Annotated in this window: 9 protein-coding genes; 8 read left to right on the top strand and 1 reads right to left on the bottom strand. The window is 66.5% G+C overall.

The genetic code is table 11. From position 1 onward, the window contains the following. Window positions 1-230: 230 nt before the first annotated feature. From BWI15_RS26580 to BWI15_RS26565, 4 genes are read left to right on the top strand one after another with little or no spacing between them, the layout of a single operon-like run. Complete coding sequence (locus tag BWI15_RS26580) at window positions 231-2,258, top strand: hypothetical protein (RefSeq protein WP_077017144.1); 2,028 nt, start codon at window positions 231-233, stop codon at window positions 2,256-2,258. Between the two features lie 7 nt (window positions 2,259-2,265). After that, window positions 2,266-3,165: a hypothetical protein gene (locus BWI15_RS26575; protein WP_143465834.1), complete on the top strand. Its 900-nt coding sequence runs from the start codon at window positions 2,266-2,268 to the stop codon at window positions 3,163-3,165. Between the two features lie 21 nt (window positions 3,166-3,186). Beyond that, window positions 3,187-4,329: a hypothetical protein gene (locus tag BWI15_RS38935; protein ID WP_143465832.1), complete on the top strand. Its 1,143-nt coding sequence runs from the start codon at window positions 3,187-3,189 to the stop codon at window positions 4,327-4,329. Window positions 4,330-4,344: 15 nt separating this feature from the next. After that, window positions 4,345-5,364: a hypothetical protein gene (locus BWI15_RS26565; RefSeq protein WP_143465830.1), complete on the top strand. Its 1,020-nt coding sequence runs from the start codon at window positions 4,345-4,347 to the stop codon at window positions 5,362-5,364. An 81-nt stretch (window positions 5,365-5,445) separates the two neighbouring features. Here the strand turns inward: BWI15_RS26565 and BWI15_RS26560 are convergent, their stop codons facing one another. Continuing rightward, a complete protein-coding gene (locus tag BWI15_RS26560) occupies window positions 5,446-6,543 on the bottom strand; it encodes a winged helix DNA-binding domain-containing protein (RefSeq protein WP_077017140.1) in 1,098 nt (365 codons plus the stop codon). A 193-nt stretch (window positions 6,544-6,736) separates the two neighbouring features. On the opposite strand from BWI15_RS26560, the gene BWI15_RS26555 reads away from it, so the two are divergent. The 4 genes from BWI15_RS26555 (at window position 6,737) to BWI15_RS26540 (ending at window position 12,982) form a co-directional block, all read left to right on the top strand. Beyond that, window positions 6,737-8,221, top strand: coding sequence for a M4 family metallopeptidase (locus tag BWI15_RS26555; RefSeq protein ID WP_077017139.1), 1,485 nt, complete (start codon window positions 6,737-6,739; stop codon window positions 8,219-8,221). Between the two features lie 58 nt (window positions 8,222-8,279). Continuing rightward, window positions 8,280-9,197 (top strand): oxidoreductase, encoded by a 918-nt coding sequence (locus tag BWI15_RS26550; protein ID WP_077017138.1) that lies wholly within the window; start codon window positions 8,280-8,282, stop codon window positions 9,195-9,197. A gap of 134 nt (window positions 9,198-9,331) precedes the next feature. Next, a complete protein-coding gene (locus tag BWI15_RS26545; protein WP_083751016.1) occupies window positions 9,332-10,414 on the top strand; it encodes a lactonase family protein in 1,083 nt (360 codons plus the stop codon). Between the two features lie 87 nt (window positions 10,415-10,501). Continuing rightward, window positions 10,502-12,982, top strand: coding sequence for a LamG-like jellyroll fold domain-containing protein (locus tag BWI15_RS26540; RefSeq protein WP_077017137.1), 2,481 nt, complete (start codon window positions 10,502-10,504; stop codon window positions 12,980-12,982). The last annotated feature ends 23 nt before the right edge of the window (window positions 12,983-13,005 follow it).

Here is a 13,005-nt window from a genome sequence, read left to right as displayed (position 1 = left end):
GCCCCCCGCCCCCCCCCCCCCCCCCCCCCCCCCCCCCGGGCGCCCCCAATCCCCCCCCCCCCCCCCCCCCCCCCCCCCCCGAACGCCCCCGCCCCCCCCCCCCCCCCCCCCCGCCACGAGTCGCCCATCGGCCCCGACGAGGTCTACGACCAAGAAGCCGACGACCCCGGCTACAACAAGGCCATGTACACCCCGGACGACCCCCACCCGACCAAGAAAGAGCACGTCGGATGACGTGGCCGCGCCGCCTCCGAACGGCGCTCACCGTCCTCGCCGTCTCCACGATCGTCACCTGCCAGACTGCTCTGGCCGCCGACCCGAACACCGGTCCGACGAATCCAACCGGGTTCGGTGACCTGCTGCCTACGCCTGACCTGACTCACGGCGATACCCGAACGCTGTTCGAGCAGTACAGCCCGATGGTCTATGGGCTGGACTTCGAGTCGAGCCTTCGCGACCCGTTCCAGGGTGTCTTCAACGGCTACGCGCACATGGTGATGATGTACATCATCGCTATTACGCGTGGCGCGATCTCGGTGGGATGGTGGCTGTTCTCCTTCACCGACATCAAGGCCCTGACGGACACCGCATCCTCGGCCATCGGCAACGTGAACACTGAGCTTGTTGGATGGTTGTTGCCTTCGGCCCTCGCTTTCGGAGCGATCGCTGCGTACGCACAGCGCCGGGCGAGTGGTAGCGCGATGGGGCAGCTGATCTGGGTGTTCGCTGCAGGTGTGATCGCCACGAGCTTCGCCGTGGCTCCGAACACATGGCTGCACGGTGTCGACGGAGCTCGGCAGGTCGGTGCGGACGCCGTGGTGGGAACCTCCACTGAGGTACTCGGTGGGACCATCAAAACACCCATCGACTGGCCTCAGCCGAGCTTCTCCGGCAGTAAGCAGGACACGTTGCTGCGGAAATCTGGCGATGCGACGTGGCGCGCCTTCGCTGCCACACCTTGGTGCGTAGCCGAGTTCGGATCGCTGGCAGCCTGCGAGCGGTACGGCAAAGCGATTCTTGACAAAGGCACCGACGGTGAGGCGCGTAACGAGTACATCGACAACGAGATCAGCAAGGCCGAGGGCGGCGGCGATGCGCCGACCGTCGAGTGGGCGAAGGGCAAGAATCCCTTCGGGCGGGTCGGAGTGCTGACTCTTGGGGCCATCGCGGCGTCGTTGTTCGCATTTCTGACGGTCTCGCTGGCCTTTACCGCCTTGATGGCATTCGTCGGCTGCATGCTGCTTCTCGTCGTTGGGGTGCTCTTCGCATGCCTCTGGGCGGTACCAGGCAGGCCGCGGCAATGGGCGATGAACTGGTTCGAAGCGCTACTGGGATTGGTTCTGCAGTCAATTCTTGCGCTGCTGGTGTTCTCCACAACCCTCGCGCTGGTCACCGCGGTGTTCGGACTGACCGACACGATCGGGTGGCTACCCGTCAGCGGTCTGGCGATCGCGGTTCTGATCGCAGGATTCCGGCTGCGACGCCTTTTCGAGAGCATGAGCACAATGATGCGGCCCGGATCCGGAAGCCTCTTGATGGGTGGACTGGCCCGTCGCGGCGCCATGACTGCGGTTCGCCGGATCATGGGCGCTGTCGGCAGCCGGGCGGCGAGTCCCGCTGTCGGTGAACGCGGCGCAGCGAAGGGTGGTACTAGCCGCGAGGCTTCGGTCGAGCGTGCCACCGCTGTTCGTGTCTTCCGCCAGGCACCTGCCGTGGGCGCGTCAGTCGGCGGTGCAGCAGTGGCGTCGGGTCAACTACGGCAGCCGCATGAGCTGACGTCCGGGCGTGACCGCAGGTCCGTCGACGGAGCCGGCGGCGCAGCCGGGGCGGGCACCACCGGCGTACGCAAAGAAAGCCTGATGGGCCGACTGAAGGATCAGTCTCGCGTTGTTCAGGGCACCTCGATCTCGGCGACGCCACTCGGCGCAGATCCCTCCTCAGGGCGACGACGGGCGATCACCGTGGGCATGACCTCGACCAGTGGTGGCGGTTCGAGCTCGACGTCCGCCGGCGGCGGTGCGACTGGCGGATCCGCCGAGAGTCGCCGCGCTCGGCACGCGCGTGACACGAAATCCTCGGCTGCGTCGAGCAGCCGGTTCGAGCCTCGGGTCCACACGCATTCGGCCAGTCTGCGTGACGGCCCGCCGAAGACCATTCGCGAACGTCGCAGGCCGGCGAGCGGTGGTCAACGCCGTTTCCGGGAGTACTCGAGCGTGACCAAGGACGGTGTGACCGTCATGGTGCCGACGCGCAGGTGAGTCGACGATGACAAAACGGAATCGCGACCGGAGGCGAACCGGCTCTGATCCGGACGGCATCGACAACGATTCCGTGCGGCCGGATCAGTTGCGTCCGGAGGAGCCGGCGGGCTGGCGCGACATGATCAGCACCGACTACTCCTACCCGGAGGAGCTGGACAACCTCGGACGTCGTGAACGTCGCCGGGCGAAGCGCTCCTGGCGCAAGGATGACCACGCACAGCGGATGGCTTGGCTGCGCGACCAGCGCCGGTCGGAGCCGACAAGCCCGGTCGCGGTGATTGTTGCCGTGGTCATCTTGGCAATCATCGTCCTTGGCTTCGGCGGCGGCTTGCCACGCCTACTGGGGCGTGACGAATCTCCGAGCCAGGAGGTGGGTGTGCTGCAGCCGTCGTCTCAACCGGAACGACCGGCGCCGACCGAGGGCCCGACACAGAACACCCCGGCCGATACGTTGACGCCCTCTGGGGCGATCTCGACGCCGCCCGTCCTGACCGAACGCCCATCCGCGCTCGCGACCGCCGCGGCGACCGACGTGGCGACTCGTTGGGCGAAGACTTTCTACACCCGAGATCCTTCTGCCGAGTCGTACGCAGACTTGGTGGCGAAAACCGCGCCGTACATCACGGATGAGGTCGGTGAAAGCCTGACCGCGGCCGGCGACTCCACCTACGAGGCGTTGAAAGCCGATGGTGGTCGGTCGTCGGTCGTAGGGGTCACTGTCACTCCGCCACGCCCCGACTCGGCTCCTGTGGACACGCCGACCCGGATCAGCAGGCTGGTCACCGTCACCATCGACATCACCGGCAAGCGACCGAACAAGATTCAGTTGCCGTTGGTGGTCTCGCTGGCTCCCGAGGGCGCAACGTGGGTCATCAGCGACCTGAACGGTGGGGCCGGGCCATGAGCGACGGAGAGTGGTGATCTCATGTTCATGGACGGAGGATCCGGCGGACTGGCGGGTGCCAGGTCGGTAGCCCTCAAGGCAGCCGGCGCGGTCGCCTTGGTTGGACTGCTCGGTGTGATCACGATCTTGCCGTTCGGCGCGGCCGGTGACCGTTTCGTGGCCAGCTGTCCGGTGGGTGAAACTGGACGGGCCGACGACCCGCCCGCTGACGCATCGACCCTGCAACGCCAAGTCGCCTTTGCGAAGATCATCGACGGAGTTGCCGTCCGTCGGAACCTGCCGGGAAGGGCAACACTTGTGGCGCTGATGACCGCGCTGCAGGAGTCGCAACTGGAAAACATTGGGTATGGCGACCGGGATTCGGTAGGCCTGTTTCAGCAACGCCCATCAGCGGGCTGGGGGACGGTCCAGCAGATTTTGGATCCAACCTATGCCGCGGAAGCCTTTTTCGGGGGACCGAAGCCCCCGAGCCCGCCTGGCCTGGTGGAGATCGAAGGCTGGCCTTCGATGTCCTATACCGAAGCGGCTCAAGCGGTACAGGTTTCCGCGTTCCCGAATGCGTACGCGCGGCATGAGCGAACGGCTCGGCGGATCGCCGAGCTGGCCGGCATCAATCTCGATCGGCCAGGTGATCCGTACGGTGGTCAGGCAGTCGTGACGCCCGGTGTGCCGAACGGAGAAGAGAGCCCAGCTGTCCTGGACGAGTGTGATGAGAGTGGTGGGCTGATCTCTGGTCGCCCGGTGAACGGGGTCTGGCCGCCTGAGGAGGCGACCATCTCGGATCCGACGGGAACGGGCGGCATGGTGACGCCCCGGACGGCGGCGTGGATTTCATCGGCACGCACGAACTTGTCGAATCCGGCGATGAGTTGCTGGGATCCCCATCTGTGGAATCCGACCAGCGACCACCCGAAGGGCCGGGCGTGTGACGTGTTCGTGGGCGGTGACGGCAGGCGAGCACCGGCCGTCCGAGCCAAGGGGGATCGGATCGCGAACTGGACCATCCAGACGGCTGGGACGACCGGGGTCAAGTACCTCATCTGGTACGGCAAGATCTGGAGCGCTCGCACCGGCACGTGGAAGCCGTACAACGGTGGCGGAATCTATGATCCGAGCAACGCGACCGGTGGTCACTTCGACCATGTCCATGTGTCGCTCTATTGATGGCAGAGGCATTGAATGAGTGGTGTTGAGGGCGGACCCGATCAGCCGGAGGGCTCGAAGGGAAGCGGTGCGCACAATCGAGGCGACGGTGCGTCGGATGCCACTCCTCAACTGCCGGGCGGTGGGCCACCACAACCGACGCGAACTCACTCTCCCGGCGGTGGCGGGCTCCTCCTGTCGGAGATCGTCAGTAGCGCAGTCTGGGCGCTGAGCAGCTTCTTCATCATCTACTGGCTGTGCCAGCTCTTCGGAGCCGAGGACGCAATTTGGGTCTTGATCGCGATCTGGCTGGTTTCCGGCGCAATTGTGTTGTGGCCCGGAATCGACTTTGTGCTCTCGCGCTACCTGTTCGGCCTGCGTCAGCCGACCATGGTCGAGGAGCAGCGTCTGATGCCCAGTTGGTACTCGATCGCATCGCGGTCCGGGGTCGACATGAACAAGTACTCGATCTGGATTCAGGGCGCGGAAGGTGCAACTGCCGGGGCAACCGCTGGAAACACAGTCACGGTGACCAACTGGGCGATGTACACGCTCCCGCCGAGCCACCTCGAGGCTGTGATGGCCTTCGACCTGGCCAGCCATCTGCACAGTCGCAGTTGGCTCAGCAGAGTGGCGCTCTGGTACGCAGTGCCGGCCAGACTGGTTGCTCTCGGGATTCGGCAGCTGCTGAAGCTGAGTCGAACGATCCCAGCTGTTGGTTGCACGATCGTCGGGTTCCTGTTGATGGCATACATCGGGATTCTGCTGTTCTCCCTCGTCTTCTACGACAGCCTGGCAGTGCCGTTGCTCTACCTCTCGCCGGTACTGCTGCCATTCCTGTTCGGAGGACTTGCTCACTGGAACGAGCGGATGGCCGATCGCGCGGTGGTCGAGATGGGGTACGGGCGCAAGATGCTGGAAGTTCTCTATGGCTGGCAGGCGCAGCATCAAGAAGAAACCCGCCGGATGGGGATGACGCAGCCGGACTGGCTTGGCGGACGATCGTCCGTGTCTGAGCGGATCCGGGCGTTGGAGAACTACATTCAGCGATCTTGACCGCTGGTCGCTGCCTCAGCCGACGGAGTGCAGGACACGGGCCATTTCAATTGGGTGTTGGTGTCCCCCTGACGGCTTGCATCAGGTCAGAAATTCAATCTCATGCGCGGCGTCGGGGGCGGCGAACTTCAAGAGTTCGTGGGCCTCCGGCTCGATGGCTGACTTCATAGGTCGGGGGAGCTTGGCGATCGAGGCGATCTCGACGACTGCGGACTTCTTGCCCTGGCGGTGGAGTTTCCAAAGAGCGGTGACTTGGCCGTCGTGGAGGACTGAGCCTCTGGTGAGGATTTCGGTCAGGGCCAGGTGCTGCCGGGTGGCGTCCGGGATGAATCGGGTGCGGTCAGCGTGGGAGAGGAGGAGGTTGTCGTACTCAGGAAGGAATCGGACCGGGACCGGAAGGTCCTCCTCCGGCAGCGAGATGTGAGGGAGGTCGTACAAGGTGCGGCCATTGGGAGCAGCGTAGGACCGGAGATCCAGGTGGTCGAAGACCTCGGTGAGGTGGGTTAGGCCGGACCAGGTTTGGGCGTCGGCGGGGGACGCGGGGCCGTAGGCGGCCAGGTAGCGGAGGACGAGGGCGTCGATCGACGGGGTGGCGTCGATGGGGGAGTCGAGCCAGAGGTCCGCGGTGGTGAGGGTGGGGTTGCCGCCTTTGCCCCAGATGCCGCGGGGTGGGATCTGGATGGTGGGGAGAAGACATCGGACGGCGTGGGCCAGCGATGCCGGGTCCCGGTCGGGGAAGAGCGGGCCAAGGTGGTCGCGGAGCTGGGCTGCCGTGGCGGGGGACTCTTTGAGGCGGGTGAGGCCGGCGTGGAGTGCGGCGTCCATGTCTAGGCCCACCAGACGGTGCCGGCCGTAGGCCTGGTTTTGGTAGACCTCGCGTTCCAGGCGGGGCTGGACCAGCGCTCGCAGGGCCAGGAAGTCGCGGCTGGAGGCGAGGTGGATGGTTGCCCGCATCATCGAGCCGCGGACGGCCTGGCGGGATTCGAGTAGGTGGCTCAGCTCGGCAGGGGTGAAGTCGGTGAGGCGAGTCCACAGGCCGACGTACGGCGCCAGGGGGCTTTGGGCCTGCATGCCGACGAGGTGTTCGATCGCGTCCAGCGCGGAAGCGGTGTGGCGTTCGGTGAGCCACTGGCGGTGCAGGGTGGCGCGGTTCAGGGCTCGCAGGGTCAACGTCCGCATGGCCGGTCCTCTCCTTGGTTCGGGGTCAACGCTAGGAGGAGTAGCGGTCAGGTTCTGGCCGTTACGGGCGGACCATGATTTCCCTTGCGGATCGGCAAGTAGTGCGGGTTCTGCTTCCCAGGGAGGGGGTGTGCGAACTAGGGTCGCGACGGATCGTAGTCGTGTCACCACGGATGTCCACCAGGGAGGGAAGATGACCAAGCGCGTGCATCGCCGGAAGGCGGTCGCGGCTCTGGCGGTGGGGTTTGCTGCCGCCACACTCGGGATGTCGTTCACCAGCGCCGCGGGGGCAGCGCCGGACGCCGGTAGTGCGGACGCCGTACCGGCGAACCTGAAGCTGATCCGGACCAAGACGTCGCTGCTCGGCAAGCACCTTTGGTACCAGCAGACCTTCAAGGGGCTGCCGGTGGTGAACGGGTACTACGCGAAGCACCTGGACAAGTCGGGCAAGGTGCTGGAGGTCGCCGACGGGCGCGACGCCGTACCGGACTCGCTGGACGTCACGGTGAAGGTGCCGGCGGCAACGGCGACGAAGTCGGCGAACACATTGGTCAGCGCGCGGGCGGCTCGGAACCGGATCGCCGCGCCGAACAAGAGCGTCACCCCGACCCCGTCCGCCACCGAAGGGGCCGCGCAGCTGGCTGTCGTCGGTGGACCCCACGCGCGCCTGGTCTGGAACGTCACCTCCCGGTCGACCGAGGGCGTCACCCGTTCGCTCGTCGACGCGAAGAACGGTGTCGTGGTCGACTCCAAGGTGATCAGCCACAACGTGGACGGCAAGGGATCGGTGTTCGATCCCAACCCGGTGGTCAGCCAGAAGAACGAGAACCTGGCCGACGAGGACGACAAGAACCAGAACGAGCTGTTCGTCGCGCAGAAGAACGTCATCCTGCGCAACCTGGACGGCTCCGGCAAGCTCAACGGCCCCTACGTCAACATCAAGGAGGCCAAGGGCGGCGTCGCGGAGAGCAAGAGCCACACGTTCGTCTATCAGCGCGCGAACGACAAGTTCGAGCAGGTGATGGCGTACTACCAGGTCAACCAGACCCAGGAGTACATCCACTCGCTCGGCTTCACCGAGGTGAACAACGAGTCGCAGGACTTCGCGATCAACACCTTCGACGGCGACAACAGCTTCTACGACCCGAGCATCGACATGATCACGATGGGCGAGGGGGGCGTCGACGACGGCGAGGACGCCGAGGTGATCTGGCACGAGTACGGACACGCGATCCAGGACGACATCGTCCCGGGCTTCGGGGAGTCCCTGGAGGCCGGCTCGATCGGTGAGGGCTTCGGCGACTACTGGGCCGTCAGCATGTCGATCCCGGTCAGCAAGGGCTACGACCTGCCCTGCGTGATGGACTGGGACGCCACCTCGTACACGTCCGGCCCGAAGCACTGCCTGCGCCGGACCGACACCGGCAAGACCACCGACGACATCTCCGGTTCAGTGCACGACGACGGCGAGATCTGGTCGAACGCCCTGTGGGACATCCACAAGGCGCTGGGCCGCAACAAGGCCAACAAGGTGATCCTGCAGGGCACGTTCTTCTACGCGCCCGACACCACCTTCGCCGACGCGGCGCGTGTCACGGTCCAGTCGGCGCGCCTGCTGTACGGCAAGGCGACAGCCGACCAGGTCACCGCTGCCTTCAAGGCCCGCAAGATCCTCTAGTACGACGTACGACGTACGACGCGCAGCCGGCTCATGCGCCCACCACTACTGTGGGCGCATGAGCTGGAGCACTGCGGACATCCCTGACCAGTCCGGACGCCGGGCCCTCGTCACCGGCGCCACCAGCGGAATCGGCTACGCCACCGCGCTCGAACTGCTCAGACACAACGCCGACGTGCTGATCGCGGTCCGCAACCCAGACAAGGCCGCTCGCGCCGCAGCTGAACTGACTGCCGCAGCCGGCAAGGCTCCTGAGGTCGTCGAACTCGACCTGGCCGACCTCACCAGCGTGCAGCAGGCCGCTGAGCAGATCAGCAAGACCTACGACCGCCTCGACCTGCTGATCAACAACGCGGGCGTGATGGCGACGCCGTACCGGCAGACTGTGGACGGGTTCGAGCTGCAGGTGGGGACCAACCATCTGGGCCACTTCGCGTTGACCGCTCGGCTGATGCCGCTGTTGCAGGAGGCTGACGCGCCGCGGGTCGTCACGGTCAGCTCGATCATGCACAAGACCGTGCGCAGCATCAGCCGGGCCGACTTCCGCGCCGAGAACGGCTACCGGAAGTGGGAGTCCTACGGGAAGTCCAAGCTCGCCAACGTGCTCTTCACGCTGGAGCTGGACCGCCGTGCACGGGCGGCCGGCTCGAACCTGATCAGCGCGGGCTCGCACCCCGGCTATGCCTCCACAAATTTGCAGGCGGCCGGGCCGGCGCTGGCCGGGAGGCGCCTTCAGGCCCAGGTCTTCGGTGCCTTCACCCGCTTGGCCGCGCAGTCCGCCGCTGCCGGCGCCTGGCCCAGCCTGTACGCCGCGACGCTGCCCGACGTGCGTCCTGGCTCGTTCGTCGGGCCGGGTTTCCTGGACTATCGCGGCGCGCCGAAGGTGGTCCGTCCGAGCCATGCCGCGCAGGACGCGGAGCTCGCGAAACGCTTGTGGGACTGGTCGATCGAGGCGACCGGCGTCGAGATCTGGTGAACCGAACCGGAACTCGGTCGGCATTCTTCAGGCATTCTACTGGCACTTAGCGTGGTTGCGTGATGACAGAGCGCTGATCACCTGCCTACCCTTCAGTGGTCCTCGTTCCGCCCCCACCGAAGAGGTTCTGCCTGATGATCACGACTCGACGTACTTTCCTCGGTCTCATCGCGGCCGTTGCCGCGTCCGGCGTCACCCCGGCGTTCGCGTCCTGCCGGGACGGCGCGACGCTCTACATCGGCACCTACACGTCCGCGGGTGGGACCGGGATCGGGCTCGCCTCGTACGACGCGGCCAGCGGTGTGATCACCTCGAACGGCGTGCTGACGGGGGTCCAGGAGCCGTCGTTCCTGATCCTGGCGCCGTCCGGCCGGTTCCTGTACGCCGTGAACGAGCAGACCGACGGCGGCGTGACGGCGATCGCGGTGGATGCCCCGGGCAAGTTGCGAGTGCTGAATCGCCAGTCGACCGGCGGATCCGCGCCCTGCCATCTCGCGCTGGTTGCTGGTGGCAAGTATCTGCTGAGCGCCAACTACGGATCGGGCGACGTCGCCGTGCATCCGGTCAAGGCCGACGGAAGGCTGGGCGCGCGGACCGACCTGGTCAAGCACGTCGGCGCCTCGCCGCACGCGCATCAGGTGGTGGAGGATCCGGCCGGCCGGTACATCCTCTCGGTCGACCTCGGGACCGACACCGTCTACACCTCCACGATCGCCGCGACCGGCAAGCTGACCGACGTAGCCCAGGCGAAGCTGAAGCCAGGCGCGGGGCCACGCCATCTCGCTTTCCACCCGAACGGACGGTACGTCTACGTCGCGAACGAGCTCGACAGTACCGTCGTGCCGTGCGGCTACTCCGACGGGCGCCTCACTCCCGGTACGCCGCTGCCGACCGTGCCGGCGGGTTCCCCGCAGAACTACCCCGGCGAGGTGATCGTGTCGCCGGACGGCAAGTTCGTCTACGTCACCAATCGGGGGCACAACAGCATCGCGGTGTTCGCCGTCGAGTCCGGGGGAGCGGCCCTGCGGCTGGTCGCGACGCCGTCGTGCGGCGGGGACTGGCCGCGGCACTGTGCGATCGATCCGACCGGCACCCTGCTGCTCGTCTCCAACCAGCGGTCCAACTCGATCACCACGTTCCACAGAAACCAACAAACCGGGACTCTGAGGCCGGCGGCCAGCTTCAGCACTCCGAGTCCCGTGTGCACGCTGGTGTGATGTTCGATCATGCGCGAGCCCTTGCAAATTTGTCGTGAGAGCGTTCCCATGGTGCTGTCCTTTCCCCGCCCCGGAAGGAAAAGCAGTATGAAGTCACGCCTCGCCGCGGTCGCGGCCGGACTCCTGGCCGCGACCGCACTCATCGTCCCGAGTTCCCAAGCAGCGCCACCACCGGATGCTGCTGCGTGGCAGGTCGGGACGCCACCACTCAGCACACCCTGGACCGACGACGTCTCACCCACCAACGCGCTCCCGGAGTACCCGCGACCGCAGCTGACCCGCGACCGCTGGCAGAACCTCAACGGCCTGTGGGAGTTCGCCGCCGCTACTCCGGGCGAGGCGCCGCCGTTCGGTCGGTCGCTGGCCGAGAAGGTCCTGGTGCCCTATCCGATCGAGTCGGCCCTGTCCGGCATCCAACGGCACGAGGACCGGATGTGGTACCGCCGGACGTTCACCGTACCGAAGAGCTGGTCGGGTCAACGCCTGCTCCTGCACTTCGGCGCGGTCGACTACGACGCGAAGGTCTGGGTCAACGGCCGCCAGGTCGCCACCCATCGCGGCGGGTACGACGGGTTCTCGGTCGACGTGACCACCGCGTTGCACCGGACCGGTCCGCAGGAGGTGATCGTCTGGGCCGAGGACCTCACCGACGAGACCTTCCAGCCGATCGGCAAGCAGCGCGAGGTCGGCGACCGCGGCATCTTCTACCAAGGCAGCTCCGGGATCTGGCGGACCGTCTGGATGGAGCCCGTGGGCCGGTCCTCGATCGAGCGGCTGCAGCTGACGCCCGACGTACCGGGTGGCGCGCTGCGGCTCGTCGCGGACACGACCGGGCCGGCGGGTCTCGAGGTCGAGGTCAGCGTGTACGACGGACGCCGCAAGGTCCGCACGCAACGTGGCAAGGCCGGATCGGAACTCCGGCTGGCGATCCCGAACCCGAAGTTGTGGTCGCCCGACCACCCGTTCCTCTACACGCTCGACGTCAAGCTGATCGATCGCGGCAAGGTCGTCGACCGGGTCGGTTCGTACTCGGGTCTGCGGTCGGTCGGCAAGCTGAAGGGGGCCGACGGCAAGCTTCGGCTGGCGCTGAACGGGAAGATCCTGTTCAACCTCTCGACGCTCGACCAGGGATTCTGGCCGGACGGGCTGAACACCGCGCCGACCGACGAGGCGCTGCGGTTCGACCTCGAACAGCACAAGGAGCTCGGGTTCAACACGGTGCGCAAGCACATCAAGGTGGAGCCGGACCGCTGGTACTACTGGGCCGACAAGCTCGGGCTGATGGTCTGGCAGGACATGCCGTCGTCGAAGACCGATCCGATCCCGCCGGCCTGGCAGGCGCAGTACAAGGCGGAGCTGCACGAGATGATCGAGGAGCACAAGAGCTTCACCTCGATCACCACCTGGGTGCCGTTCAACGAGGGCTGGGGTGAGTGGGACCTGGCCGAGACCGGGCGCATCGCCGACAGCGTCAAGGCGCAGGACCCGTCCCGGCTGGTCAACGCGCACAGCGGGATGAACTGCTGCGACTCCCTGGGCGATTCCGGGCGCGGCGACATGATCGACCATCACGCGTACCTGGGGCCGGCGACGCCCGCGCCGTCCGGTGATCGGGTCGCGGTCGACGGGGAGCACGGTGGGTTCGGGTTGAAGACGCCGGAGCACATGTGGTTCGGCGACGGGTTCGCGTACGAGATGACGCCGGACTCGGCGACGCTCACCCGGCGGTACGTGGAGAACCAGCGCGATGTGCTCAGGTCGGCGAACACCTGTGGGATCAGTGGTTCGGTGTACACCCAGATCACCGACGTCGAGGGTGAGCTGAACGGCTTCTTCACCTACGACCGGCAGGTGCCGAAGATGGACTTCGCGCAGGTCCGGGCGGTGAACGAGCAGATCATCGCCGGCGCGGACGGGACCGGCACGGGTGGACCGAACCCACCGCCCGGTACGCCGGGAGCCGACGGGATCCACTTCTACCCGCTGGACGGGACCGGGGAGGATGCCGTCGGGACGAACGACGCGACGCTGGTCGGGGGTGCGATCTTTGCTCCGGGCAAGAACGGGCAGGGCGTTGCGACGACCGGCGCGGGCCAGTTCGTCGACACCGGCGCGCAACTGCTGGACACCAGCGGCAACTACACCGCCACGGCGTGGGTGAAGCTCAACAAGGCCGATGGTGCGTTCCAGACCGTGGTGAGCCAGGACGGTGAGCGGGACAGCGCGTTCTTCCTGCAGTACTCCGGTCAGGACCAGAGGTTCGCGATGAGCTTCCCGGGCCAGCGCGCGCTGGCGCCGACGAAGCCGAATCCCGGTCAGTGGTATCACCTGACCGGCGTACGGGATGCTGCGAAGGGGGAGTTGCGGTTGTACGTGGATGGTGCGCTGGTCGCCACGAAGGCGGCTTGCAGCCTGGACTCCAGTTCGACCGGTCACACGGTGATCGGGCGCGGGAAGTTCGGGGGTAATCCGGTGGATTACCTCGACGGGGTGGTCGATCAGGTTCACCTGTTCGACCGGGCTCTGGATGCGACGGAGGTGAAGGCGCTGTACGACTCCGGTCGCTGATCGTCGCCCTCGGACCCCGCGGG

This window comes from Kribbella sp. ALI-6-A (assembly GCF_001984195.1).
GTDB lineage: Bacteria > Actinomycetota > Actinomycetes > Propionibacteriales > Kribbellaceae > Kribbella.
The sequence above is the reverse complement of the archived record's forward strand: the minus strand, read 5'-3'. Positions and strand labels throughout refer to the sequence as shown.